At 70.4% G+C, this 25,706-nt stretch carries 25 protein-coding genes; 10 read left to right on the top strand and 15 right to left on the bottom strand.

Going from position 1 to position 25,706, the window contains the following annotated elements; genetic code table 11:
* Both JNB50_RS10835 and JNB50_RS10830 read left to right on the top strand, forming a co-directional pair.
* Window positions 1-915: an ABC transporter permease gene (locus JNB50_RS10835; RefSeq protein WP_208040148.1), complete on the top strand. Its 915-nt coding sequence runs from the start codon at window positions 1-3 to the stop codon at window positions 913-915.
* Entirely contained in the window at window positions 912-2,438 is a 1,527-nt protein-coding gene (locus tag JNB50_RS10830; protein ID WP_208040147.1) for an ABC transporter ATP-binding protein, read from the top strand. The genes JNB50_RS10835 and JNB50_RS10830 overlap by 4 nt, the downstream gene beginning before the upstream one ends.
* 62 nt (window positions 2,439-2,500) lie before the next feature.
* Here the strand turns inward: JNB50_RS10830 and JNB50_RS10825 are convergent, their stop codons facing one another.
* The 3 genes from JNB50_RS10825 to JNB50_RS10815 form a co-directional block, all read right to left on the bottom strand.
* The gene (locus JNB50_RS10825; RefSeq protein ID WP_208040146.1) at window positions 2,501-3,079 is read right to left on the bottom strand and encodes a TetR/AcrR family transcriptional regulator; all 579 of its coding nucleotides are present in this window, start codon (window positions 3,077-3,079) and stop codon (window positions 2,501-2,503) included.
* Window positions 3,080-3,114: 35 nt separating this feature from the next.
* Window positions 3,115-3,852 carry an SDR family NAD(P)-dependent oxidoreductase gene (locus JNB50_RS10820; protein ID WP_208040145.1) on the bottom strand — a complete coding sequence of 246 codons (738 nt, stop codon included), beginning with the start codon at window positions 3,850-3,852 and terminating at the stop codon, window positions 3,115-3,117.
* A gap of 98 nt (window positions 3,853-3,950) precedes the next feature.
* A complete protein-coding gene (locus JNB50_RS10815; protein ID WP_208040144.1) occupies window positions 3,951-5,165 on the bottom strand; it encodes an MFS transporter in 1,215 nt (404 codons plus the stop codon).
* Window positions 5,166-5,222: 57 nt separating this feature from the next.
* Here JNB50_RS10815 and JNB50_RS10810 point away from each other — a divergent pair, with 57 nt between their 5' ends.
* Complete coding sequence (locus tag JNB50_RS10810; RefSeq protein ID WP_208040143.1) at window positions 5,223-5,570, top strand: MerR family transcriptional regulator; 348 nt, start codon at window positions 5,223-5,225, stop codon at window positions 5,568-5,570.
* 36 nt (window positions 5,571-5,606) lie between these two features.
* On the opposite strand, the gene JNB50_RS10805 is transcribed toward JNB50_RS10810, so the two are convergent.
* Window positions 5,607-6,704 carry an FAD-dependent oxidoreductase gene (locus JNB50_RS10805; protein ID WP_208040142.1) on the bottom strand — a complete coding sequence of 366 codons (1,098 nt, stop codon included), beginning with the start codon at window positions 6,702-6,704 and terminating at the stop codon, window positions 5,607-5,609.
* Between the two features lie 251 nt (window positions 6,705-6,955).
* Between JNB50_RS10805 and JNB50_RS25015 the strand changes: the two genes are divergently transcribed.
* Entirely contained in the window at window positions 6,956-7,786 is an 831-nt protein-coding gene (locus JNB50_RS25015; RefSeq protein WP_243768349.1) for a hypothetical protein, read from the top strand.
* The gene (locus JNB50_RS25010) at window positions 7,699-8,271 is read left to right on the top strand and encodes an LCP family protein (protein WP_307794689.1); all 573 of its coding nucleotides are present in this window, start codon (window positions 7,699-7,701) and stop codon (window positions 8,269-8,271) included. Before JNB50_RS25015 ends, JNB50_RS25010 begins: the two co-directional genes overlap by 88 nt.
* 92 nt (window positions 8,272-8,363) lie before the next feature.
* Here the strand turns inward: JNB50_RS25010 and JNB50_RS10795 are convergent, their stop codons facing one another.
* From JNB50_RS10795 to JNB50_RS10770, 6 genes are read right to left on the bottom strand one after another with little or no spacing between them, the layout of a single operon-like run.
* Window positions 8,364-11,933 (bottom strand): hypothetical protein, encoded by a 3,570-nt coding sequence (locus tag JNB50_RS10795; RefSeq protein ID WP_208040141.1) that lies wholly within the window; start codon window positions 11,931-11,933, stop codon window positions 8,364-8,366.
* 29 nt (window positions 11,934-11,962) lie between these two features.
* Window positions 11,963-13,720 (bottom strand): hypothetical protein, encoded by a 1,758-nt coding sequence (locus tag JNB50_RS10790; RefSeq protein WP_208040140.1) that lies wholly within the window; start codon window positions 13,718-13,720, stop codon window positions 11,963-11,965.
* A complete protein-coding gene (locus tag JNB50_RS10785) occupies window positions 13,717-14,073 on the bottom strand; it encodes an L-rhamnose mutarotase (RefSeq protein WP_208040139.1) in 357 nt (118 codons plus the stop codon). Before JNB50_RS10785 ends, JNB50_RS10790 begins: the two co-directional genes overlap by 4 nt.
* Window positions 14,070-14,840, bottom strand: a complete 771-nt coding sequence (locus JNB50_RS10780) for a carbohydrate ABC transporter permease (protein ID WP_208040138.1) — start codon at window positions 14,838-14,840, stop codon at window positions 14,070-14,072. Before JNB50_RS10780 ends, JNB50_RS10785 begins: the two co-directional genes overlap by 4 nt.
* Window positions 14,837-15,808 (bottom strand): carbohydrate ABC transporter permease, encoded by a 972-nt coding sequence (locus JNB50_RS10775; protein ID WP_208040137.1) that lies wholly within the window; start codon window positions 15,806-15,808, stop codon window positions 14,837-14,839. The genes JNB50_RS10780 and JNB50_RS10775 overlap by 4 nt, the downstream gene beginning before the upstream one ends.
* Window positions 15,809-15,864: 56 nt before the next feature.
* Entirely contained in the window at window positions 15,865-17,148 is a 1,284-nt protein-coding gene (locus tag JNB50_RS10770; RefSeq protein WP_208040136.1) for an ABC transporter substrate-binding protein, read from the bottom strand.
* A gap of 147 nt (window positions 17,149-17,295) precedes the next feature.
* Between JNB50_RS10770 and JNB50_RS10765 the strand changes: the two genes are divergently transcribed.
* Together JNB50_RS10765 and JNB50_RS10760 are read left to right on the top strand one after the other, a co-directional pair.
* Complete coding sequence (locus tag JNB50_RS10765) at window positions 17,296-18,300, top strand: LacI family DNA-binding transcriptional regulator (protein WP_208040135.1); 1,005 nt, start codon at window positions 17,296-17,298, stop codon at window positions 18,298-18,300.
* A 47-nt stretch (window positions 18,301-18,347) separates the two neighbouring features.
* Entirely contained in the window at window positions 18,348-18,812 is a 465-nt protein-coding gene (locus JNB50_RS10760) for a GNAT family N-acetyltransferase (protein WP_307794687.1), read from the top strand.
* A gap of 37 nt (window positions 18,813-18,849) precedes the next feature.
* On the opposite strand, the gene JNB50_RS10755 is transcribed toward JNB50_RS10760, so the two are convergent.
* On the bottom strand, window positions 18,850-20,061 hold the full coding sequence (locus JNB50_RS10755) for an MFS transporter (RefSeq protein WP_208040133.1): 1,212 nt from the start codon (window positions 20,059-20,061) through the stop codon (window positions 18,850-18,852).
* A gap of 172 nt (window positions 20,062-20,233) precedes the next feature.
* Between JNB50_RS10755 and JNB50_RS10750 the strand changes: the two genes are divergently transcribed.
* The gene (locus tag JNB50_RS10750) at window positions 20,234-20,830 is read left to right on the top strand and encodes a hypothetical protein (protein ID WP_208040132.1); all 597 of its coding nucleotides are present in this window, start codon (window positions 20,234-20,236) and stop codon (window positions 20,828-20,830) included.
* A gap of 62 nt (window positions 20,831-20,892) precedes the next feature.
* Here JNB50_RS10750 and JNB50_RS10745 read toward each other — a convergent pair whose 3' ends face one another.
* Window positions 20,893-21,447 (bottom strand): hypothetical protein, encoded by a 555-nt coding sequence (locus tag JNB50_RS10745; RefSeq protein ID WP_208040131.1) that lies wholly within the window; start codon window positions 21,445-21,447, stop codon window positions 20,893-20,895.
* Window positions 21,448-21,550: 103 nt separating this feature from the next.
* On the bottom strand, window positions 21,551-22,024 hold the full coding sequence (locus tag JNB50_RS10740; RefSeq protein ID WP_208040130.1) for an ASCH domain-containing protein: 474 nt from the start codon (window positions 22,022-22,024) through the stop codon (window positions 21,551-21,553).
* A gap of 54 nt (window positions 22,025-22,078) precedes the next feature.
* Between JNB50_RS10740 and JNB50_RS10735 the strand changes: the two genes are divergently transcribed.
* Both JNB50_RS10735 and JNB50_RS10730 read left to right on the top strand, forming a co-directional pair.
* Window positions 22,079-22,594, top strand: a complete 516-nt coding sequence (locus tag JNB50_RS10735; protein WP_208040129.1) for a GNAT family N-acetyltransferase — start codon at window positions 22,079-22,081, stop codon at window positions 22,592-22,594.
* A 99-nt stretch (window positions 22,595-22,693) separates the two neighbouring features.
* Entirely contained in the window at window positions 22,694-24,325 is a 1,632-nt protein-coding gene (locus JNB50_RS10730; protein WP_208040128.1) for a glucoamylase family protein, read from the top strand.
* A 16-nt stretch (window positions 24,326-24,341) separates the two neighbouring features.
* Here JNB50_RS10730 and JNB50_RS10725 read toward each other — a convergent pair whose 3' ends face one another.
* Together JNB50_RS10725 and JNB50_RS10720 are read right to left on the bottom strand one after the other, a co-directional pair.
* Window positions 24,342-25,247, bottom strand: coding sequence for a PfkB family carbohydrate kinase (locus tag JNB50_RS10725; RefSeq protein WP_208040127.1), 906 nt, complete (start codon window positions 25,245-25,247; stop codon window positions 24,342-24,344).
* Window positions 25,229-25,705, bottom strand: a complete 477-nt coding sequence (locus JNB50_RS10720) for a hypothetical protein (RefSeq protein WP_208040126.1) — start codon at window positions 25,703-25,705, stop codon at window positions 25,229-25,231. Before JNB50_RS10720 ends, JNB50_RS10725 begins: the two co-directional genes overlap by 19 nt.
* Between the last annotated feature and the right edge of the window lies 1 nt (window position 25,706).

Here is a 25,706-nt window from a genome sequence, read left to right as displayed (position 1 = left end):
ATGGCGATCGACGACATCGGCCTGACCGGTACGCAGGAACAGCCGCGGCCCCCGTTCGCCGAGCCCACCCGGGCCGAACCCGCGCGTTCCCGGTCCGCACCGCGGCGCCGAGCCGTCCTCGAACTGCTGCGGCGTCCGACCTTCGTGCTCAGCGCACTCGTCGTGCTGTTCTGGATCGTGGCCGCCGTCGGCTGGCGCTGGTTCGGTCTGCACCCGTTCGCGGACACCGGGCAGCACCTCGCACCCCCGTCGCCGGCACACTGGTTCGGCACGGACGGCATCGGCCGCGACGTGTTCGCTCGCGTCCTCGCCGGAGCCGAGCCCGCTCTGGCGATCGGCCCGGCAGGGACGATCCTGGCGACCGTGCTCGGAAGCACCCTCGGACTCATCGCCGGCTACCACCGCGGCTGGGTCGACACGGCGCTCATGCGCGTGTTCGACGTCTTCCTGGCACTGCCGACACTCATCTTCATCCTCGTGATCGTCGGAGCGTTCGGCGCGAGCGTGCCGACGCTGATCCTCACCGTCGGTCTCGTCTTCGCTCCGGGCATCGCGCGGATCATCCGCGCCGCGGTGCTGACCGAGATGGGAAAGCAGTACGTCACGACCGCGAAACTGCAGCGGGAGTCCACGGTGCGCATCCTGTTCCGCGAGCTGCTGCCGAACATCTTCCCGACAATCCTCATCCAGGCCACCCTCAGCCTCGCCGCGGCGATCTTCATCTCGTCGTCGCTGTCGTTCCTCGGCCTGGCGTCAGCCCCGCCATCGCCGGACTGGGGTCTCGCGATCAGCGACAACCGCGCGTATCTGCAGAGCGCAGGCTGGACCGTGCTGTTCCCTGCCGCCGCGATCGCGTCCCTGGTGGTGGCCGTGCACCTCATCGCCGACAATCTCAAGGAGGTGCTCGACCGATGAGCGACCCCATCGTCGACGTGAAGACCCTGGCCGTCGACTACCGGATCGGCGGCGCGCGACGGCGGGTGGTCTCCGACGTCGACCTGACGATCCACGCGGGCGAGTCGTACGGGCTCGTCGGCGAATCGGGCTCGGGGAAGAGCACCATCGCGCTGGCCCTCACCCGGTACCTGCCCGCCAATGCCCGCATCTCAGCCGACCGGCTCATCGTCGACGGCCACGACGTGCCGTCACTCGACTCCACCGGCCTTCGCCGCTACCGCGCCGGATCCGTCGGGGTCGTCTACCAGGAGCCGGGGCTCGCGCTGAACCCCACCTCCAGCATCGGAGCCCAGCTCGCCGAGGTGTACCGCATCGCGGGCGCATCCCGCTCGGACGCCTGGGCTGCCGCCGTCGCCGCGGCGGCGAGCGTCGACCTCCCCGAACCGGACGCCATCCTGCGCCGCTATCCGCACGAGCTGTCCGGGGGCCAGCAGCAGCGCGCGGTCATCGCCATGGCACTCGCCACCGATCCGCGACTGCTGATCCTCGACGAGCCGACCACCGGCCTCGACAGCAAGGTGGAGGCCGGCATCCTCGACCTCATCGAACGGCTCAGGAGGGAGCGCAGGTTCGCGACGCTGCTCATCAGCCACAACCTGCCGCTGGTGGCGACGCACTGCGATCGCGTGGCCGTGCTGCGTCAGGGGACAGTGGTGGAGCGCGCCGAGGCGCGCCGGCTGCTGACGCGGCCGACCCACCCGTACTCCCGTGAGCTCGTGGCGGCGCTCCCCTCCCTCGACGGCCGGCCGGGACGGGAACGGGCGGAGTCGACGACGCTGCTGGACCTCCGGTCGGTCACGAAGGACTTCGGCCGCAAGCGCGCGCTCGACGGAGTCTCCCTGACTGTCGCCGCGGGCGAGACGGTCGGCGTCGTCGGCGAGTCGGGAAGCGGGAAGTCGACGCTCGGCCGCATCGCCGCCGGACTCACCTCGCACGGCGGCACCCGCGAACTGAACGGTCCGGCGGGACGCATCCCGGTACAGGTCGTGTTCCAGAACCCGGACGCCTCGCTCAATCCCCGCCGCACGGTCCGCCAGGTCCTGACCCGGTCCATCCGCCTGCTCGGCGGCGACTGGGCGCCCGGGACGCTCGCCGACGCGGTCGGCCTGACCGGCGACGTACTCGACAAGCTCCCCAGAGAGCTGTCGGGCGGCCAGAAGCAGCGCGTGGCCATCGCGCGGGCATTCGCAGGACCCGTGCCGCTCGTGGTGTGCGACGAAGTCACGTCGGCATTGGATGTCTCGGTCCAGGCGCAGATCCTCGATCTGCTGGCCGACCTCCGGGATCGAACCGGTGTGGCGTACCTCTTCATCAGCCACGACCTCGCGGTCGTCCGCTCACTCGCGGACCGGATCATCGTGCTCAAGCACGGGCGCATCGTGGAGGAGGGGCGGCCCGACGAGCTCTTCACCTCCCCGCGCGAGGAGTACACCAGGGAGCTGGTCGGCGCTGCGACGGCGCTGCGGGCCGCGCTGCACTGACGGCGGCAGGGGCGGGCCGGACGACGGGATGTTGCGAAAAGTGAAGGGTCCCCTGCGACGCGTCACCGTGACGAGTCGATGACCAGTTCCGCCATGCGTCGTGCGGCCGAGGCGGCCGAGGCCTGTCTGTCCATCTGAGCGGTCGTGGTCGCACCGTCGTAGAGGATCACCAGTTGCTGGGTCGTCCAGGTCGGATCGCCGACGCCGATCTCGGCGACGAGTCCGCCGATGAGTCCGTGGAGCCACTCGCGGAACTTCTCACTCGCCGCCTCTTCTACGCCGCCCGGCTCGGCTTCGGCCACCGCGTTCACGAACGCGCATCCGCGGTAGTCGGGCTTGGCGACGAGGGTTCCGAGGGAATCGAAGATCGAGAGCAGCCGATCGCGGGGGTCCGGCCCGGCCGCCTCGATACCGTCGTCGATCGTCTTCTCCCAGGCGGCGTGGCGACCGGCGAGATAGGCGGAGACGAGCTCGTCCTTCCCACCCTCGAAGTTGTAGTAGAGCGATCCCTTGGCGACCTGCGCCTTCTCGAGCACCCGGTCGATCCCCACGGTGTGGATGCCCTCGTTGTAGAAGAGCTCGTCGCTCGCCCGCAGCAGCCGTTCACGCGCCGACTGCTTCTTGGAAGGGGAATCGGTCATCCTGATCACTGTACCTTTCGGCGCACGACGCTCGGTCAGATGGCCGCGCGACCGCCGTCGACCGCCAGGGTGACGCCGGTGATGTAGCTCGCCGCCGGGGAGGCGAGGAACCCGATGGCGTCGGCGATCTCCTGGTCGGTTCCCGGGCGCCCCATGATGGTCGTCTCGCCGAGCGCCACGGTGTCCCCCTTCGCGCCAGGGGTCGCCACAGGGCCGGGAGCGACCGCGTTGACCCGCACTCCGCGCGGGCTGAACTCAGCGGCCCAGGCACGTGTGAGTGCGGACAGCGCGGCCTTGGTCGCGCTGTAGGCCGCGCCGCCGGCGAGGCCCACGTTGGCGGCCATGCTGGAGACGCTCACGATCGCCCCGTCGCCGCGATCGGCCATGGCAGCGGCCAACCGGGAGGTCAGCAGGTAGGCCGACTCCACGTTCCCGGTGAACAGGTCGCCCAGCGTCTGGGCCGAGAGCTGGTCGCTCGGCCCGAACCACGCGAGCCCGGCGTTGTTGACCAGGATGTCGACCGCACCCGCGTCCTCCGCCAGCTGCAGAGCCTGGCCGGTGTCGGAGAGGTCGGCCGCCACGAATCGCGCTCGACCTCCGGCCAGCTCGATCTCTTCCACGACCTGCACGCCGCGGTCGACATTGCGGCCGTGCACGACGACGCTCGCGCCCTGAGCGGCGAGCTGGAAGGCAGCGGCCCGCCCGAGGCCGGAGGTCGCTCCGGTGACGAGTGCCGTCTTTCCTGCGAGCGACCATGAGTTCTGGGTTTCCATGAGATCGTCCTTTTCGTTTGTACCGATCTGTCTAAAGGCAACTTTAGACTGGTCTGTCTAATTGCGCAAGTGCCCAGTGAAACCGCGCCCGACGAGCCTCAGGGCTCGCTCGCGCAGACCGCCTCCGCGGAATGCGGCGGCCGGACGCCGACGCGCCGCGCCAGGCCGGACGCGATCACCAGCGGAACCAGGGCGGCGATGGTCACCGACCCGGCGATCGACGGAAGCCACGTCGACAGCCCGAGCCGCGTGGTCAGACTCCCCAGGGCCGCACCGAGTCCGATGCCGAGATTGAGCGCCGTGACCAGCACGCTCCCCGCGATCGGCCGGAATGCGTCGGACGACAACCGCAGTACGCGAGCCTGGAGAACCACCGGAAGCACGCCGATGAGAGCGCCCCAGAGCACCGCATCGACCACGAACAGCGCCGGCTCGTCGTGGATCGCGAGCCCGGCGATCGCGGCGGCGAGCGCCGCCGTCGTGACGATCAAAGCTCCCCCGGGCCAACGGTCCGCAGCGCGGCCGGCGACGACCACCCCCACGAGCCCTCCGGCACCCGCCGCAGCCAGGAGTCCCGGAACACTCCCCGACGAGAAGCCGGCCAGCATGCTGAGCGGGACGATGAAGGTGAACGTCGCGTAGTAGCCCACCAGGGCGAGCGCCCCGCCGATCGCCGTCACGAGGACAGGCCGAGCGGTCCGATCCCAGCCGCCACGTCGCGCGCCTGCGCCTGCGCCCGCGCCCGTGTCGGTGCCCGTGGTCACGTCCGGCAGGACGACGGCGATCAGCGCCGCGGACGCGACGCACACCGCCGCGGTCACGACGAAGGCCACGCGCCAGCCGAGCACGTTCGCCACGGCACTGCCTGCCGGAAGGCCGACCAGCCCGGCAAGGGCCGGCCCCGCGAGGACGACGGAAACGGCACGGCCGACCCGCTCCGGATCCACCAGCGCGGCAGCGTAAGCGACGACCACCGCCCAGAACACGCCATGCGCCGCCGCTGCGACGATCCGGGTGACGAGCGCAGCCGCATACACGGGCGCGAGCCCGGTGGCGAGGTTCGCAAGGGACACGACGGCGAGGCACGCAAGCACGAGTCGTTTCCGACGCCATCGCAACGTCGCCCGGACCAACGGGATGCTGGTGACGGCGATCGTCAAAGCCCAGGCGGTGACCAGCAGGCCGGCCGCGCTGTCGCCGACCGCCAGTCCGGAGCCGAGCTGACGGATGACCCCCGCGGGCAGCATCTCCGCGGTGACGGTGGCGAACGTCGCCGCGCTCAGGGCTAGCAGGGGTGGCCAGAATCGTGTCATAGTCGGACGGTAGACCTTGACATCAATGTCAAGGTCAAGTCGGATGGTGGAGGCCCCGTGAAGATCGGCGAGCTCTCACGTCGCACCGGCGTTTCCACGCGGATGCTGCGGTACTACGAAGCGCAAGGCCTGCTGCGACCGGAGCGGGAGTCCAACGGCTATCGCACCTACACGGACGAGTCCGTCGAGCGCGCGAAGACGATCGGCAGCCTCATCCGGTCGGGGCTGACAACCCGACTGGTCGAGCTCGTCCTGTCCACTGAGGACGGAACAGGCCGGTGGACGGCGGACTGCGACCGCGAGTTCGTCGGGATCCTCAGCGACGAACTCGCGGCGATCGAGGACAAGATCGCCTGCCTCTCCCGGAGCAGGGATGCGGTGCGCGCCGTCCTGGCGACGCGCTGACAATTCGCGCACGTGGCGGGGACTTCGCCCGTCCCTTCAATTCCGGGCGAGTGCAGCGAGAATCCGCCCGATGACGGGCGTGAACTTGAAGCCGTGTCCCGAGAAACCGGCGCCCACGACCACGGGCCCCGTACGCTCGAGCACGAAGCGGGCGTCGACGGTCGACGTGTAGGTGCAGGTGATCTCGTTGAACGTCGAGGCATCCACCCCGGGGAGCCACTCCCGCGCGTACCGGACGAGCGCAGCGGTCAGCGCAGGGTCGGGAACGTAGCTGCGGCGGTCGGGATCGATTTCGGGTCCGGCGGCGTGCCAGCCAGCCTTGACCCCCTCCCCCGGCGTCAGCATGCCGTACACCGGGGCGGCGAACCACGCCGTCCGGGGATCGTCGGCGGCGGGCTGGTGGTTGAACCCGGGCCAGGAGGCCGACGGATCGAGGGGCCGGAAGTGCGCCGGCTGTTCCTGCGTCACCCGCAACGCGGGGAGGGTCACGCCCTTCACTCCGGCGAGCGTCTTCGCGGTCCATGCGCCCGCCGTGCACACGAGTCGTCGCGCGTGAACCCGATGGCGCCCGTCCGCATCCGTCACCGTGAAGCGAACGTCGTCGTCACCGTGGACCTCGACATCGGCGACCGCCGCACGCCACGCGACATCGGCGCCGGATGCCACGGCTCCGCTCAGGAACGCTCTGACCGAGGCGTCGGCATCCAGGCGGCCTGCACCGGGGTTGTGCAGCACCGGTCCATCGAAACGGAAGCCCGGCCACCGTGCCTCGGCGGAGGAGGCGTCGAGCAGTTCCGCCTCGAAACCGCCCTCCGAGATGACGGCGCCCGCGGCGGCGAGATCCCGCCCGCGCCCGTGCGTGACGATACCGGTCGTCTCCAGGAGCGCGGTATCCGACTCTGCCTCCAGCTCGCGCCACAGCGTCCGTGCGTCGCGGAGCCAGGCGAGATACTCGGGCTCGGTGTACGCGACGTTGAAGTTGCGCGAGGCCCCGTGCGATGCGCCGCGAACATGGCCGGCCTCGAATTGTTCGAACACCGCGACCTCGCGACCTGCCCGCGCGAGGTGCCAGGCGGTGGCCGCTCCCATGGCTCCGGCGCCGACCACGGCGACGTCGACGGTCCGCGCGCTCATCCGGCGACCACGACCAGGGTCCACGCGACGTTCTCGATCGTCCACGCGCTCCGTACCGCCGTCATGGTGCCAGTATCGCGACCGAGGCGACGACGGTCGCGGGCGCGGGAAACAACGGGTAACACAACGTTTGAACATCGACACCGATCGGCGCAGAGGTGGGCCTCTCCGGCTACGAAGGCAACGGATGCACCCTTCTCGCACCACCGACTGGCGACACGGGCCACCCGGAGTTTTGTTAGTGTCGGGCCATGGTCTTCCGGGGGGTCGGTCGCGTCACCGCGGCCGTGGTCGTGATCGGTGTCGTCGGGCTGGTGTCGGGGTGCGCGGCGGCAGCGCCTGCGGCCCACCGGAGTCCGACGCCGAATGCGACGTCGAGCGCCGCTCCGGCCTCGATCCAGCAGCAGCTGCCGAATCTGCTCGTCGCCGGCCAGACCATCGGCACAGGCGAGCTCAGGGTCGTCGACCACGAGCCGATCGCGAACCCGGTCGCCGACCGTCCGGTGACCGGCGCGGTCCGCATCGTGGTGGGCGCCGATCGCGACATCGAAGTGCACATCCGTCCGGACGACCCCGCGACGACCGACCTGACCGGACTCGATCTCATGATGACCGGACAGCGACGCGACGGCAAGCCGGAGAACATCCAGGACGCCGCCTTCTTCGGGCTCCTACCGACCGGAAGCGGGACGGACGCCTCCGGCGAGCTGGTCCTGACGCTCGGGCTCGCCGCGCCGTACGCCGGGGATCCGACGTTCCTGCATTCGCTCCAGGAGTCCCCCTCCGGCGACGCGCGGGTGCTGGCGGCGACCGCGATCACCTGGAGCCTGCCGTCCGCGTACCCCGGTCTCACGGTCGCGGACGGCGGCGTGCAGACGTACGCGCACGGCCGGACCGTCGTCGACGGCGGCACGCTCGCCTACTACGTCCCGAATCCGTACGACACGATCTACCAGGTGTCGCGCCGCTTCGGCCTCACCGAGACCCAGCTGGTGTGGCTGAACCCGGAGCTGTTCATGTACTCCGACGAGCCGCAGCTGACCTCCGGCATCGGCGTCAATCTGGACCCGGCCCGGCGCTAGCCGGGGGCGTCGACGTCGACAGCCCCGTCGCCTTCACCACGGTCAAGTCGCCGCACTACACCTTCGTCACGGGGATGAACCACCTCGACGGGGATCAGGCCCTGGCGTTCGCCAGGGAACGGTACGCGTTCCCGACGGCCGACTACCAGCGCGTGGCCGACCAGCAGGCGTTGCTGGTGGGGTTCGCCACGACCCTCATCCATCGCGCGGTGCTCACCGACCCGGCCGCGATGCTGACCTTCGCCCGGGCCGCCGGATCCGCCGTGAGCGTCGACTCCGCCTTCGATCTGCCGAGCATGCTCGCGCTCGCGGCGAGCCTGCGCCTCTCCGGTGCGTCGGCCATCCACACCTTCACGCTGCCGACCGCCGGCACCGGGACGTCCGCCGACGGGCAGTCCATCGTGAACGTGGACCCCGCGGCCCTCGCCCGCGTGCGCACCGCGCTCGCGACCGACACGCTTGCGCCGTTCGCTCCCGGCTCCTGAGCGATCGACGTGGCGTGCCCTGCCGGCGAAGCGCTCCCCTCCTCCGTCGGCAGGGCGACGTCGGCGGCGTCCCGCCCTTCGCCACGACGCACTCACGTCCCCGTGCGCACGAGAACCGCGTCGAGATTGACCTGGTCGCCCACCGAGGCTGACCCGTGCTCGCCCGCCACCACGACGCGGAGGATGTGCGTGCCCGGCGCGAGGCCGTCGAGCTCGAAGACCCGTCGCTGGTTCGCCGGGGTGTCCGCGTACCAGTCCGGGCGGCCGACCTCGACACCGTCGACCGTGACGACGGCGATGCCTTTGTCCCCGCCGATGGAGCCGGAAAGCGCGAACCCTGTGCCGGTGAAGGTGAGCTCGGCGGAGGCGCCGGCCTGAGAACTCCCGCGCAGCTGCCCGAAGCGGAAGGCCGGGTCGCCGACCGCCCACCAACCGGAGGAGTAGGTCAGCTGGGCCGCGGGGACGGCCGTCTCGGCACCGGCCGCCGGATCGGGCGGGGTGGTGGCGCCCCCGATGACGGTGACGGCATCGACGGTGACCTGATCGCCCTGGGCTCCGGCGGAGTGCGTGCCGAGGACGGTCAGCGTGAGCACGTGCGCGCCCGGCGCCAGACCCCTGACGCTGACGGTCCGTGCCCCGTTCGCCGACGTCGCGGAGTACCAGTCGGCGTCCGGGAGGTCATGGCCGTCGATCGAGACCGCTGCCCGTCCCTTGTCCGCGCCCACCGAGCCGAGGACGTCGATGCCGGTGCCGGTGAAGTCGACGCGGGCGGTCGCCCCCGCCGCCGAGGTGCCGCGCAGGCTCCCGCCGAGGAATCCGTCGCCGGGCGCCGCCCACCACTGCGACGAGAACTGGACGGCCGTATCGTCCTCCGTCCGCGGTGCCGCGCCGGTGAGGGCGTACCGATGGGTTCCGCTCGGCAGGCCGTCGACGCGCACCATCCCGTCGGCGCCCGCCGTGACCGTGCGCGCCGTCCCGTCGACCGTCACGGTGTACTGCTCGCCGGCCACGCGCGCCCAGCCCACGTGAATCGGCGTCGTTCCGGAGGTCGTCACGGTGTAGTCCGCGACCCCGTTGTAGGTGACGGCGACGTCCTGCGTTCCGCGGAGCCGGTAGGTGACGTGGCTGCCGACGAGCGAGGCGTCGATCGCGGGAGCGATGTCCAGCCGGTCGTAGGCGGGCTGGAAACCGAGCACATCGTGGTAGAGCGGCCAGACGCCGAGCACATTGTTGACCATGAACGGTTCCTGCCAGATGTCGCGTCGCGGTTGGAGGGTGTCTGGTTGGATGTTGCTCCAGCCGAGGAAGCCGTCCTGCGTATAGCGCTCGACGACGGTGCGCGCCTGGTCGACGAGTGTGCTCGCGTCCCCGGTCGCGGTCGCGAGCGGGGCGTACGCCTGGACGTTGAGGAGGTGCACACCGCCGTCCTCGAAGAACGGGAAATACATCCGCGGGGTGACGCCGTCGTCCAGCTTCTCGCCGGATGCGCAGTCGGCGGCGCTGGATCCCGGGAGCTTCCAGGTGAAGTCCGTGCCGCCCTGGGCGCCGTGATCGTAGACATAGCCGGTCTGTTCCAGTGTGCCGTAGCGGCCGGAGACCGCGAGCGCCGAGCTGAGCTCTCGTTGGCCGTCGACCAGACCGAGCATCGACGCGTAGCCGTTGGCGAACAGGTTGGAGCAGTCCTTCGCGATCGCGCCGGAGGCGTCACGCGTGTAGGCGAACGACGTGGTCGCCGGCGACCAGAAGCCTCCGTCCGCGGCTGCGCGGTTGTATGCCGCTTTGAGATTCGCCGCCAGCTGGTCGTCGTGGTCGGCTCTGGCGGTGTCGCCCAGCACGTTCCGTTCGAGTTCCGCCCAGCGGGTGAGTGCGCCGTAGGCGAAGACGTTCTGGTAGGCGCTGACCTGACCGATGTCGTACTGATCGTTCCACTCCGACCAGTCGGTGAAGCATCCCGTCGGGCTCTGCGGATCGGCGCACCGGGCGTTGGCGAACAGGCCGGCCGTCGGGCCCGACCGGATCAGCAGGTCGTTCTCCGCGTAGCCGAGCGCCAGCCGGACGGAGTCCTTCAGGCCGCTGAGCCAGGCCTTGTCGGGGTCGAGGTTGTAGAGCGTCGCCACGGAGAACACGGCATTGAGCGTGTTGTCGGTGGTCTCGTACGTGGGTTGCGCGTCGTCGAGCAGCTTCCCGTAGGGATCGCAGCAGTGCAGGCGTCCTGTGGTGTCCTGCAGGCCGCCGAGTCTGCCGCCGACCGGGGCGTTGATGTCGTCCGGGTTGCGTTTGGGCTCCGCGAAGATGTCGTCGAACTGGCCGCGCATGGAGGCGAAGGCTCCGGGATCCTGCAGCAGCTCGAGCGACCACACGTTCCACGGTGACGTGAAGCCGGGGGCCTCGCCCGCACGGAAGGAACGCTCCGAGCTGGCTCCGATCGTTGCGCCCTGCACGATCGTGCGGCCGAAGTCGCCGATCAGGTTCCGCAGCGCGGCGTCGTCGAATCCGGCGAGCTGGTCCGAGCCGTAGTAGTCGGCCGTGGCCACGGGGGTGACGGTGAAGGCGGCCTGCTCGGTCGCACCGTCCGAATAGGTGGACGGCGCGAGCAGTTCCTGGCCGGCGACCTCGGAGAATCGGCCCTTGTATCCCTTCGGATTCCCGTTGGCGTACGGGGTCTCGCCGGACGTCAGACGCCAGCCCCCGGTGAGGCCGCCCCGAGCCGCGGGGGTGCCTTCTCGGGCCAGCAGCGCCGCGACGGTGCCGGTCGAGGACGCCGTCACGGACAGCCCGACGGCGGACCCGTGGGTCAGGTAGACGAGTCGCGAGGTGTCGAACACGGCATGGTTCGGCGCACGCTCGAGCAGGATCCCGTTGCGGCCGAGCGCGTCGTGCGCGGTGAACACGTCCGAGGCTGCGTCGAGGGCGGCGCCGCCGACCGGGATGTTCCCGCCGTCGGCGGGACGACGGACGTTCTCCCAGGTGTCCGCACCCCAGGTGATCGCGCCGGTCGTGGGAGTCAACGCTGTCGCGCCGGCGAGATGGTAGGTCCGCGCGATCGACCAGCGGACGCTCGCGCCCACGACATCGAAGGTCCACGACTCGGCGACGCTTCCCGCGGCCAGTGGAACGCTGAAGGCGAGGGTCGTCGCTCCGCCCGCGCTTGAAGCCGTGGCGTCGGTGGCCGCGGCACTCGTCACCGTGGTGCCGTCGGCCTGCCGGAACGCGGATGGCGTCGAACCGGCCGCATCGGCCACGGAGCGTCCGTCGACGGACAGCGAGGTGAGGCGCACACCGGACGAATAGTCGACCGCCAGGGTCACCCGCGGGCTGCTCACCGTCAGCGTGCGTGCGGTGGGGTCGACGTCGACCGATCCCGGTGAGCTGCCCACTGCCCCGCCGGCCGGCTGAACGTGCGCGGGGGCCGCGGATCCCCGCGACGATGTCCGATCCGACGGGGCAGGAGTCGGCGCGGGCGTCGTCGTCGGGTCCGTCGCGACGGCCGGGACCGCCGGAGCCGCCTGCACCTTCGTCGGATGCGGGGTCGAGGTCGCGACGGGCGCGGCGAGCCGGACCGGCGGAGCAGAGACCAGAGCGGGGACGACGAGGGCGACGGCGGTCGCGACCGCGGCTGCGGCCACGACCCCTCCCGCGGTGAACAGTGCGGCGTGCTTCATCGTGTGCCTCCTTGCACGTGATGGACGGGTCAGCGGGACGTGACGCTGAACTGGCCGGCGTCGGCCGTCCCGGGCTGCGGGAGCAGGTAGCGGTCGAGGAACGCGACAGGGTCGTCGTCGAGCAGGGCGATCGCCGCGACGATCTCGCTCAGGTCGTCCCGCGCGGGGACCACCCAGCGCTCGGCGAGTTGCAGCGCCGACGGCGGAGCCACGTCGTCGGGTCGGGCCGCGCGGCGGCGCAGCTCGCGGACCTGGTTGTCGGCGTCGCGGCGCAGGACGGCTCGGAGCTCCTCCGTCAGCGGCGCTATCCGTTCCGGTGGCGCCGAGCGCATCAGGGCCGCCAGCGCGGTCGCCCTGAGGTGACAGGCGTAGGCGGTCGTGCGGGTGACGAACCCCTCGGCCTCGCTCACCTGGGCGCGGACGTGAGCGGCCACGGCGTCGTCCGGATCGGTCGCCTCCCCGCCGGCTTTGCTGTGGGGAACCCCCGCGAGCGCTTCGGTCATGCGGTCGGCCGCGGCCTGGAACCGCAGCTGCACATCCTCGAGAAGCCAGGGGTGCGGCTCGCTGTCGTCGACGCGCTGGAACACCGCGTGCCGAGTGGACCGCCACGCCGGCGTGTCCCATTCGGACGCCGCGGTCTGAGTGCCGCGGACCGTCGCCGCCGACAGCGCGTGCACGGGCTCGCTCCGGCCCAGCTGGCGGACGAACCACGACGCGTCCCACGGGTAGAGCTCGTAGGCCTCCGAGGCGAGCCGCCAGAACCGCGCCAGCCAGGGCCGCTCGAACCGGGCGGCCAGCAGCTCGAGGACCGTGTCGTCGGCAGCGCCGGGATCGGCGAAGTGCGCCGCCGCGGCGAGGGCGTTCACGTCGAACGGGTCGGCCTGCAACCCGAAGTACTCCTTGATCCCGGCGACACCGTCGAGCGCCTCGACCGCCCTGAGCTGCCGCAGTGTCACTCCGGGGACGGGCAGGTGCCGCCAGGGCTCGACCTCTTCGTTCGACGACGACAGGAAGACCTCGACGACCACGGGAACGCCCCCGCGCGCCGCCCCGGCGACGGCGGACCGCACGAAGCGGTCGGCGGCGGCCGTCGAGATGACTTCGCCGACGTTGCTGTGCAGCATGAGACCGATCGGCACGCCCGCGAGGGCGTCGATGCAGGCGAGGGCCTGCCCGGCCGAGAGCTCCCAGGGCTCCCACCACAGCCGGCCGTGCGGCCGGAGCCGGCGCCACCGGGTGGCGAGCGACGCGAGGAACGCCGGGAGGCGGCGGTGGAGGGGCACGCCGGAGCAGCGCGGGCAGTCCCCGAACTCGCTGCACAGCCAGGCGTCCTGGTCGTACGTGTAGATCAGGAGGTCGTCGAGATCCGGCAACCGGTCGGCGAGCTCGCCGAGAGCGGCGTCGTAGCGCTCCGCGGTCGCGGGGTCGGAGACGCACTGCGGCAGGGCCTCGCCGTCGAAGCCGGCGCGGCCCTGGTAGGGCAGGCCGACGTGGAGGAGCGTCCGTAGTCCGGCGTCGTGCGCCGCCTCGGTTCGCGTGCGGACCGCCGCGAGGCGTCGGGCGCGCCCGCCGTCGCCGTCGCGGCCTCCGGACGCCGGAGCGCCTTCGACCGCGACGAGGTCCTCGAGGGTGAGCACCTCATCGGCCGGCCGGTAGGACCAGGCGATGTTCACCTGGATGTCGGTGAACCCGTCCCGTCGGAGATCGCGGAGGCGCGCGGCCGACCAGTCGGTCTCCGGCTGCGACGGCGTCCCCAGGACGGCGATGCGGACAGAGCGCGCGATCACGCGACGCCCTCCGGGTGCGCGGCCCGCTGCCGGTCGAGGTCGAAGACGTGCCGGAGCGGCGCGATGGCGCCGACCGGGCGGTCCGGGTCGACGGGGAGGAACATCGCGTCCATCGAATCGCTCCAGCGCTGCTGCACCGGGTGGGCGGCCATCCTGCTGCTACTGACGGCGAAGTCGTCCGTCTCGAGGTAGCCGACGAGCAGCCCGGTCGGGTCGAGGAACATCGAGTAGTTGCGGTATCCGCTCTCGTGCAGGGCCTCCAGCATCTCGGGCCAGATGCTGTCGTGCCGCTCCACGTATTCGTCGCTCGCCGCCGGGTCGATGCGGAGCAGGAAGCAGACCTTCTGGGTCACTTGACCGCTCCCGCCGTCAGGCCGCGCTGGAACTTGCCCTGCAGGAGGGCGTAGAGCAGGACCACGGGGAGCTGGATGATCACGAGCGCGGCGAAGATCTTCGGAACGTCGACGAAGAACGACAGCTGGAAGCTGGCCGGCACCACCGTCACCGTCCGCATCTCGGGGGCCGACATGAAGAGCAGTGCGAGAAGGAACTCGTTCCACGAGTTGAGGAAGGTCCAGATCCCGACCATGACGAGCGTCGGCGTCGTCAGAGGGAGCATCACGCGCAGGAACGCCCGCCAGGTGCTGGCCCCGTCCACCACCGCCGCCTCCAGCAGCTGGTCGGGGAGCCCGTCGTACGCCCCGCGCAGGATCACGAGCGCGAAGGGCAGAGCGAGCGCCGTGTACGGCAGGATCAGCCCGGGATACGTGTTGTACAGCCCCAGCGCCTGCTGGATGCCGCTGAGCGGGACCAGGATCGCCGCGACCGGGATCATCAGGCCCGAGAGCAGGAGGCCGTAGACGACGTTCCTCCCGCGGAAGCGGAGCTTGCTGAAGGCGAAGGCTCCGACGGACGCCAGCGCGAGCACGAGCACGACGGTGAACGCCGTCACGACGGCGCTGTTGAGCAGGTAGCGCCCGATACCCTCCTTGGCGACGACGGCGGCGTAGTTCGCGACCCCGCCGCCGGACAGGGAGACGGAGACGAGCCGGTACAGCGGCAGCATCCACACGATGGTGACGAACAGCATGATCGTCACGGCGATCCGGCCCGCCTTCATGAGCGGTCCCCCTTCAGGTACTGGCGCAGCTGGAACGCCGTGCAGATCATGGCGAGCAGGAACACGACGGTGCCGATGGCGGCGGCCCGGCCGTCGCGGCCGTCGAGCAGCGTCTGGAACAGGAGCGTGGTCGGGACCTGGCTGGCGTTGTCCGGACCGCCCCTGGTGAGCACGTACACGAGGTCGAAGGTCTTGAGCGTGCCGATCACGCCCAGGATCAGCAGAGAGAAGTGCGCGGGTCGGAGCATGGGCACGAGGACGTGCCAGAGACTCTGGAACCGGTTGGCTCCGTCGAGCGAGGCCGCCTCGAGAACCTCGTCGTCGATCGCGGACAGCGCCGCCTGGTAGATCGCCATGCTGAAGCCCGTCCACATCCACACATTGACGAACGCGACGACCGGGAGGGCGAGCGCGGGGTCGGAGAGCCACTGCTGCGCCGCGACGCCGAGACCGAGACTGCGGAGAGCGGTGTTGACCGGACCGTTCGACGCCTCGAGCAGGTCGGCGTAGAGGTAGCCGACGACGACCGGCGTCAGCACGACGGGGAGGAAGAGGAGCGTCCGCAGGATCCCGCGGACGATCCCCTTGCCCTGCAGGGCGACGGCGAACAGGAGGCCGAGGACCATCTGCACCGGAACGGTCAGCACGGCGAACACGAGCACGTTGCGGAACGCGAGCAGCGACGGACGCGCTGTCGCGACCCACTCGTAGTTCTTCAGGCCGACGAACGACAGGGCGGGGTCGAGGTCGCTGTTCCCGAAGAAGCTGAGCACGAGGTTCGCGACGACCGGGTAGGCGATGTAGACCAGGAAGATCAGCATCGCGGGGACGATCAGCGCCGGGCCCAGCCACCCCTTCCGCCACCCCGCGTCGGCGGTGGGGCGTCTGCGACGCCGTGCCGCCGACGCCGGCGGCCGCGCGGGTGCCGCTCCGGGGCGCTCGGCCTGGATGGTGGACGGGGAGGTCATGCTCGTGTTCCTTTCGATTGCGTCGCGAGTCGATCACGCCGCCCTGCACGGACGGCTCAGGAGTTGTCGGCGGCCTCCTGCACGCGCTTCGCCGCGTCGGCCGGCGAGAGTCCCGAGCTGATGACGCCGACGAGCGCATCGCCGAGCGCGGTGTTCACCGACGCCGACGGCACCTGGCGGTAGCCGGCGAGGTGGTCGGCGATGAGCGACTCGATCGAGGCGCGGGCGGTCGAGGCCTGCTCGGGCAGACCCTGCGGCGTCGGCCCGTTCTTCGTGACGGGGAAGTCGAGGGCGGCGTCGGTCAGGGTCTGCGCCCCGGCACCGCGGCTCATGTAGCGGGCGAGCTGGAACGCGGCGGACTTGTTCTTGCTGTTCTTGTTGACGACGACGATGCCGGTCACATCGCCGATGACCGGCGCGCCGCCTGCCACGCCGTCCACGGGGAGCGGGATCGCGTCGATGTCGTAGCCCGAGACGAGGGGGAGCGAGTTCTTGTACATGTCCAGGTTCCAGCTGCCGTTGGCGAAGAACGCCGCCTTGCCCTTGGTGAACAGGTCATAGGTGTCGGTGTAGGTGGCCGCGCCTGCGGCGCCCTCCTGCGTCAGGCCGTCCGCGAACAGGGCCTTCCACTTCTCGAACGCGGAAACGATGCTCGGGTCGGTCCACTTCCCCGACCCGTCGAGAGCGGCGTAGGTGGCCTTCGCGTCAATGGCTGCGGCGGTCGCGAGGAAGTAGTCGACGTCCTGCCAGGTGTCCTTGCCGCCGAAGGCGATGGGCGCGATGCCGGCGTCGTGGAGCTTCGCCGCCGCGGCCTTCAGCTCGGCATACGTCTTCGGGACGGCGATGCCCTGTTGCTTCAGGATGGTCTTGTTGACCCAGAGGAAGCCCGCAACGCCGTAGCCGACGGGGAGTCCGTAGGTCTTGCCGCCCACCTGCGAACGCTTCAGCGGCCCGGCGTTGTACGCGGATTCCCACTCCTTGCCGTCGAACGCCGCCTCGTACGCGTCGACGGGCTCGATGTACTGGCGGTACTGGTTGAGCATGGCGCCGGGCTGGACGACGAAGACGTCGGGGCCGCCGCCGCTGCGCAGCTGCGTCTGAAGGGCGGTCTGGTAGTCCTCGAAGGGCGAGAGCGTTCCGGTGACCTTCGCCTTCGGGTTCTCCTTCGTGAATCCGGCGGAGATCTGGTCGAACGTCTCCTGGGTGGGGGTCCAGCTCTGGAACTGGATGGTCCCGGTGGGAGCGGCCGTCGATACGGCGGACTCCGCCGGGCCGGACGAGCATCCGGCGAGGGCCACCGCGGTGACGGCGACCATGGCTGCGACGAGCGTTTTCTTCATTGCCTCTCCTCAGCTTCTTCGGCAAGGGAATTCTTCGGGTGATTCGATGTTCCATTGAATGGATTCAAGTCACGATAATGGCTAGATTGGTCAGACGTCAAGCGCGGATGTGCTCAGAGTGCCCCGCCAGGACTGGCCAAGAGAGGGGTGCAACAGATTTCCACTATCGGCATCGGAGCCGTCGCGGAACGCGCAGGCGTCTCGGTCGGGACCGTTTCAAACTATTTCAATAAGCCGGAGCTGCTCGCGGAGGCGACGGCCGAGCGCGTGCGGACGGCGATCGACGACCTCGGCTACGTCCGCAACACCTCGGCACGCGCCCTCCGCGTCGGCAAGTCCGACATGGTCGGCCTGCTCGTCCTCGACATCGGCAACCCGTTCTTCACCGAGTTCGTCGACGGCGCCGAGTCCGTGGCCACCGAGATCGGCTACGCGACCGTGCTGGGCAACAGCCGCGAGCAGGCGGACAACGAAGCCCGGTACCTGGATCTCTTCCAGGAGCAGCGCGTGTCCGGTGTGATCCTCGCCCCGATCGGCGACATCCACCCCCGCCTCGACCAGCTCCGGGAGGGCGGCATCCCCTCGGTGCTGATCGACGACGGCGCGGACCTCGAATCGTTCTGCTCCGTCGCGGTGGACGACCGGATCGGAGGGGAGCTCGCGGTCAACCACCTGATCGAGCGCGGGTGCCGGCGCCTCCTCATCGTGACCGGTCCACGGCGCATCCACCAGGCCCACGCGCGCATCGACGGCGCAGTGAGTCGCGGGCGCGCTGCCGGCATCCTCCTCGACCTCGTCCACGCGGAGGCGTTCACCGCCGCGGCGGCGCGCGCCTGCGTCTCCGAGCTGCTCGCGAGCGGAGAAGCTCCGTTCGACGGCATCTTCGCCGCCAACGACGTGATGGCGATGGGCGCCCTCCAAGCCGTGCACGAAGCCGGCCTGGTCGCCCCGCGCGACGTCGCCATCATCGGGTACGACGACATCGCCTACGCCGCGGCACTCTCCCCCGCCCTCACCTCGGTGCGCCAGCCGACGCGCGAGATGGGCATGGAGGCCATGCGCCTGCTCATCGAAGAGATGCAGGGGCAGCCCGACCACGCCCACCATCGCACCCTGTTCAAGCCGACACTGGTGCAGCGCGAGACCACGTGACGCGCCTCGGCGTGGTCGGTGCGCGCCGGATGTCGGACAATCGGTCTGTGACTGTGGTGCGCGCGAGCCTGGATGACGTCGATGATCTGCGCGGATTCCTGCGGGACGTCGATCTGACGCTCGCCGGGTTGGGGGAGCCGACAGTCCAGCTGTGGATCGAACGCGACACGGACGGCGAGATCGTCGGCAGCACGGGATTCGAGCTGAGCGAGGACCGCAGGCACGCGCTGATCCGCAGCGTCGCCGTGGCACCCCGACACCGCACCGCCGGAACCGGGTCCCGACTGGCTCGAAATGCGATGGATCACGCGCGTGCGGCGGGAGCGACACGAGCCTGGCTGTTCTCGCGCCGATCCGGACCGTTCTGGCAGAAACTGGGGTTCACCAGCGCCGACCGAAACGAGCTGGCTGCTGCCCTCCCGGACGCGCACCAGGTCCGCCTTTTCGTCGAGACCGGCCAGCTCGAGCGCGAGGTCGCCTGGTCGCAACGGCTCGGCGACGCCGGGCGCTGACGCGTGCGCCGGTTGCCCGGGCCGTGTGCAGGCGGGGTCAACTCTGCTCCGGTGCCCCGGTGACCGTGCGGCTGCGCAGCGCGCCGAGCGCCGGGACGGTGGCGGCGAGGGTGCCGGCCCCGGCGATGGCGAGCGTCGCCGCAGGGCCGGCGAGAGCGACCAGGGGCGCGGCGGCCGCGGTGCCGGCCATCGTGGACGCGTTGTTGAGGGCGATCACCGCGGCGAAAGCGCGCCCCTGCTCCCCCGTCTCGACGGCGCCGACGACGATGGAGCGAATCGCGATCGACTGGAGCGCGTTCGCGGCGCCGACGAGGAAGAGGCCGACGAACGCGAGCGGAATGCTCGGCGCCAGGCCCAGCGCCAGCAGCGCGATTCCCATCAGAAGGCCGCCGGCGCCGAGCGCTGCCGGCTGCAGCCGTGCAGGAAGCCGCGGCGCGACGAGCGTGGCCGCGGCCAGCCGGCCGACGGCTCGGACACTCACCAACGCCCCGTAGACCGCGGCAGGTGCCTGCAGCACAGTCGTGGCGTAGTCGACTTCGGCGACCGTGATCAGGGAGGTGAAGAGGATGGCCGCAGCCAACGCGATCACGGCCGTCGCCACCGTCCGGTTCTGGCGCAGTGCCGCCGGCCCCACCCGCACCTGGCGGAACCACGACGGACGCGCCTGAGCCTTCTGCGCCGGCGGTCGGCGACGCACGCCGAGCACGGCGATCACCGAGGCGATGAGCCCGTAGGTCGCCGCGTCGACCAGCAGCACCAGCCGGATCCCGAGCACGTCGACGAGGAGGCCGGCCGCCGCCGGCCCCACCAAGACGCCGACGCTGCGGAACGCGTCCATCCGGGCGTACCCGACGGCGGGGTTCGCTCCCGGCTTCTGTGCGGGCGGGACCAGGAGCATCAGCGCAGGCGAATCTATCGCAGACACCACGCTCCCGATTCCGACGAGCAGGAGGATCCACGGCACGTCGACCGCGAACGCCAACGCCACCCCGACCACGCACCGGAATGCGAGCGTGACGACCAGGACGACCGAGGTCTCCAGCCTGTCCAGCAGCGGCGCCAGCATCGGCCCGAGGAACACGCTCGGCAGGAGACCCAACAACACGAGAGCCGCGACCGCGAAGCTCCCATCGGGCCGTCCCTGCAGCACCAGCATCAGCGCCACCACCGTCAGGGTCTCCCCCGCCGCCGAGACGCCATTGGCCGCAGCCAGGGCGGTCAGTCGCACGATCGCCTCGACTCTCTGCACCTGCGGATGGTCGTCGGCTTCGGGCCCGGAGACGAGGGTTCCGGCGAACGACTTCGCCGCGGCGAGAACCTAGCAGTATCGGGCGTCCCAACTCCTGAAATTGCAGATTTCATCTGGTTACTGTAGGCATGTAGGGGCTGACGTCTTCCTCCAACGACGAAAGGGACGATTCATGATGAACTCCACGCGCATGGGGATCCGCGCAGGGCTCGCGGTATTGCAGAGCTGCGCCCTCGCCCTTGCTGGGGCGGTCGCCGCCGGCGCCGCTGAAGCACCCGAGGTCTCAGAGACCCTCAACTTCTCTGCGGCCATGGTCCCAGCAGGGTTCGATCTCGACGTGGCGGAGGCCAACGGCTACACGATCGTCACCAACGCCGATGGCACCCAGCAGTCGATCCCGGTGAGCGACGACGCGATTGAGTTCGAGCAGCAGCTTGTGCGCAGCGCCGCAAAGAGCCGAACGACGTGGGTAGAGGGCCCCTGTGGCAATTCCTGGATCAACGCCGTTTCGAAGGGAAACTCGGGCTTCATCTCCACCGGCTATGTCGTGCCTCGCCCGGTAATCGCCAAGAGCTGGACCGTGCAGGTATGGGGATGGAGCGGCCTCCCGTCATTCAGCTGGACCGGCCCGAGCGGAGCATCCTGGAGCAGCAGCTGGTCATTCTCGGGCGGCGGCGACTTCGCCAACGTCCTCCCCGGCTCCAATGTCGTCATGAACAATGGGACGGTGTGCGTGTCGGGCTCGCCAGGCGAGAACTTCCACTCCTGACCAACGCGAGAGGAGCTGGAGCCATCAGTCAGCGCGATGGCGCCTGCTCCTCTTTCGCTACGTCAGAACCTCTTCAACGCATCCGAATATCGACCCCTGTCACGTCGCGTCACAGCCGAAACGACCAGACTCGCACCACTCAGTCTTGCTTCATAGGGAGCGCTCAACGGGAGCTCGAGCACGACCCGCAAACCCCGTTCCCACGCAAGACGGAGGCTGTCGGTCACTGCCCGCTCGGCGCCCGGGGCGGCGTTCAGGCTCGCACGCCAGAGACTCACACCAGTGTTCACCTCCAGGTCGACCGCGTCGGTGAGCGCAGAAATACTCGGCATGGACCAGAGGTCAGAACGCTCGGACATCGACCGAGGATCCACCTCCTGGACGAGTCGCACGTGATCCAGAGCGCGCTTCCAGAGCTGCTCCCATCGTCCAACCAGTACTGCATCCGCTGATGAAACCGGCTCACCGGGGAGCGCGGCCGGCGGCAGCGAGGGCTCGGCATTGCCGATGGCGTGATGCCTCAGCCACAACAGCGGGAGGAGGCTCGAACCGTCCGAGACGCGGATGGCCATGTCCCGAGGCCACTCGGCCGCCTTCTGCTCGTCTTCGAAGAACATGCTCACCTTCCATGGCGTGGAGGTCGTCTTCTAGCACTGTGATCTAGAAACACGTAAGATCACAAACAATACACACCAAAGCGTCAGGGCGAAACGCCGTCGCTCAGACGCGCGGAGCCGCAAACACCGCCTCGAAGCGCTCGAAGAGAACGTCAGCATCCTCGGACCAGGTGAGGCCGAGTCGCGCGCACTGGCGCTGCCAGTATCGACGGTGCTCGCGGACCCATGATGCCCGGGTCCGGTCGTCCTCGCCCTCGTCGAACGCGAACCCGGCATCGACGGAGAGGAACGGCCCGATGCGCAGCTCGATCGTGCGCAGGATGACGCGCGGTCGACCGACCGAGTCGGTGACGATCCAGTGGTCGCCGATCCGCGGCAGCTCGTCTCCTTCGGCCGCGAACTCCGCCAGGAGTGTCGCTGTCGCCCGTTTGCGGCCGAGGAGGACGAGCGCGAGCAGCTCATCCGCGAGCTCCGGCGTGTCGCCGAACGGACCGACCGTGGGAAGCTCGGCCGGCGCGTCGCGGGCGACGGCACGATAGCTGCCCCAGAGCCGGTGCGCGTCTGCCAGGTCGATCACGTATCGAGCTTATGAGCCCGCGGCGCGAGCCCGCGAGTCGCGTAGAGTCTCGGCATGACCGGTTCTGTGCGCCCCGCGACCGCGGGCGATGCGGTGATGATGGCGCAGGTTCATGTCCGGTCGTGGCAGGAGACCTATCGCGGATTGATGCGCGACGCCGTCCTGGATGGCCCCGGTCTCGTGGAGGCCAGGGAACGGTTCTGGAGGGCGATGCTCACGGATCCGAGGTTCGAGGGGAACCGGGCCGCCGTGGCGCAGAGTGCGGACGGCGCGATCGTCGGAATCGCGCTTGCCGGCCCTTCTCTCGAGAACGATGCTCCGTGTCCGCTCCAGCTGTACGTGCTCTATCTGCTCGGCGCCGAGCACGGAACGGGCCTCGGAGCCGACCTGCTCCACGCGGTGCTCGCACCTGACGAAGCAGCCATGCTGTGGGTCGCCGACCCGAATCCCCGTGCTCAGGCCTTCTACCGCCGCCAGGGGTTCCGCCCCGACGGAACCGAGAAGGTGGACGACGGTGTGCGCGAGATCCGCCTGGTTCGCAGCCCTCAACCACGGGACGCCCTGGCGTAAGGTCTGAGTCGCACTGTCATCAACAGGCACTTGCGCGATCGAATGTATGCGCATACGGTCCGCGAAGTGATCAACGTCGACACGAAACGGAGACCGTTCATGACCAGACGCCGCCCCGCTCGGCACACCCGCCGGGCGACCGTGATCCTGCGACTGTCCGTCGCACTCGGCCTGGTGGCCGGCTCGCTCGCCACCGCTCAAGCCGCGACCGCCGCGCCCACGCCCGGGCCCGTCGCACCCGCGCCGGACGCGGGCGGCACCATTGGGATGCAGGGCATGAGCGCCCAACCGCCGCTCACCCCCGCCCAGAAGGCCGACCTCCTGCAGGTCGCCAGGGACACCTGGAACTTCTACCGACAGGACGTGGACCCCACGACCCACCTGCCGCTCGACAACCTCGGGCCGGGCACCACGCGAGGCGCGTACACCTCAGCCGCCAACATCGGCGTGTACCTGGAGGCCGTTGTGTCGGCCGGCGACCTCGGGATCATCAAACGACCGGAGGAACGCGCCCTGGTCTCCTCGACGCTCACCGGGGTCGCCACGCTGCGCTCGTCGCACGGCTTCCTGTTCCAGTGGTACGACACCGCCACCGGCCACTCCATCCTGAACCCGGGCGCCGCGGACTGCGCGACGGAGACGACCCCAAAGCAGGACAACTGCTCGTTCCTGTCGGCCGTCGACAACGGCTGGTACGCGTCGGGCCTGCTGGTCGCCCGCCAGGCGCTGCCGGAGCTGCGGAAGCAGATCGACGCCCTGATCGCCCCGATGGACTTCTCGATCTTCTACGACGACCGGGCCCAGACCGCCTGCAACACGAACCCGGACATCCCGGGCAACCAGCCGACCGGCCAGATGTACGGCGGCTATTACGCCGGCCAGGGGCCGGCCGGGTATCACAACGGCGCCCTCTACAGCGACCCGCGCATCGCGATGTACATCGGCATGGGCCTCCACCAGATGCCCGGCGACGTGTGGTGGCGCACCTGGCGCACCCTCCCGCCGCAGCAGTGCAGCACCGACCCCGACTTCTCGTGGCAGGGCCAGTGGCCGGTCGCCGGTGACTGGCAGAAGTACACCGACCCGCAGAGCGGGAAAGTGTTCACCGTCTGGGAGGGCCACTACACCTATCCCGGAACGAGCCTAACGTTCCTCCCCACCTGGGGCGGCGGCATGTTCGAGGCGACCCTCGCCAACGAGATCGTCCCGGAGACCACCTGGGGGCAGAACGGCTTCGGCCTGGCCGACGTGCGCACGGCCCAGGTGCAGGAGAAGTACGCGACGCAGACGCTCGGCTACCCGGTCTGGGGGATGTCGCCCTCCAGCACCGCAGACGACACCGGCGGCTACGGCGTCTACGGCGCAGCCGGGCGGACGTTCCCGACCGGTCAGGCGCTGGCCCAGTGCCCGACCTGCTCGGCGGAGGACGTGGTCACCCCGCACGCCTCCTTCACCACCCTCGGTGTGCTGCCGCAGGACTCCTACGCCAACATCGCGAAGCTGCGCGCGCTCTACCCGGGCGTCTACAGCTCCGATGGCGGATTCTTCGACGCCGTGAACCCCGTCACCGGCTCGATCGGCCATCGCCGCCTGGTGCTCGACCAGTCGATGATCATGATGTCGATCGACAACGCGTTGCGCGGCGGCGCACTCCGCCGGCACTTCGCGGACGATCCGGCGTCGTGGGCGGCGAAGACCTACTTGTCGATGGAGACGATGACGCTGAGGTAGCCATCGACCGTTCTGCTCAGCCGGCGGGGAGCGGGTCGAGCACCCCTGCGCCCGGCACGCGTGCGTTCGCCTCCGCTGCGGCTGCGGCCGCGGCCAGTGCCACGGCCGCATCCCCGCCGGCGAGCAGCGCGGCCACGAGCGCTCCGAGGAACGCGTCTCCGCTCCCCGCCGGGAACCGCCCGGCACGCGATGGTGCCCGGACCGGGAGGGCGACGCCGCCGGCGACCGCTCCACCGGGGCGGACACCGTCGGTGACGACGGCGTCGCAGGCCCAGCGACCGGCGAGCGCACGCGCGGCCTCCTGCGGAGAGCGGTCGCGGTCGAGAAGCTCGGCGGCCTCCGCCCGGTTGACCTTGATCAGGTCGGCGACCGGGGCCAGCGCTCGCAGGCCCTCCCCCGAGGAGTCCACGGCGGTGAGCACGCCCGCGGACCGCGCTCTGCCGAGCAGCTCGGCGACCGCGGCGGGCCGGGCGCCCTCCGGCAGCGAACCGGAGAGGAGGAGCCACGTCGGCCGGCGTCTCGCCACCGTGTCGAGCACCGCCGCGGCAAGAGCCGACCAGGCGTCGACGTCGAGCGGCGCCGCGGCCTCGTACAGGTCGGTCGAGCTGGCCGCACCGTCGTCCTCCACCACCGCGACGCAGGTGCGCGTCTCTGTGCCGACCGGAATGACGGTCGCGGCGATCCCCTCGTCACGCAGCGCGCCCGAGATCCAGGCGCCGGACGCGCCGCCCAGCGGCACGACGACCTCCACCTCCGCGCCGAGCGACGCCGCGACCCGCGCGGCATTCAGCGCCTTGCCTCCCGGCACGCGCGTCACGGCGCCGACCCGGTTGACGGTGTTGCGGCGCAGCACCGGGAGCTCGTAGGTCACATCGAGGCTCGGCGAGAGAGCGAGGACCAGGATCACGGCCGCTCGTCCCACGGCCGCACGCGACCGAGCACCCGTCCGTCACCGTCCGCGAGCACCAGCAGCGCCGCCGCCGAGACCTCCTCCGGGCTGTGCCAGCGCGTCCCGCCGTCCGGAGCCGACGTCCAGCCGAGCTGGAGGGTGTCGTCGGGGATTCGCAGCGGGCCGCGGGCGGGGTCGGCCGACGCCGAGGTCCGCACGACCACCGTGCGGCCGGACACGAGAGCGGCCACGGCTGCGAGCGAATCCGCGGACACCGCAGGCGCATAGACAACCGCGCACTCCCAGTCGCCTCCGCCCAGCGCCGACCGCAGCGCGTCGGGCGACCCGGCGTCGACCAGTACCGTGGCGACGCCGGGCGGGGCGCTCCGGGTGCGGGCGACGCCGGTGACTTCGTCTCCCGCTGCCGCGAGCGCGGCCGCGAGCGGCGCAAGGATGCCAGAGGCGCCGATGACGAGCGTTCGCCGACCCATC

This window comes from Leifsonia sp. TF02-11, assembly GCF_017565305.1.
GTDB lineage: Bacteria > Actinomycetota > Actinomycetes > Actinomycetales > Microbacteriaceae > Leifsonia.
Note: the sequence above shows the minus strand (reverse complement) of the source record. Positions and strands in the feature narration are given on the sequence as shown.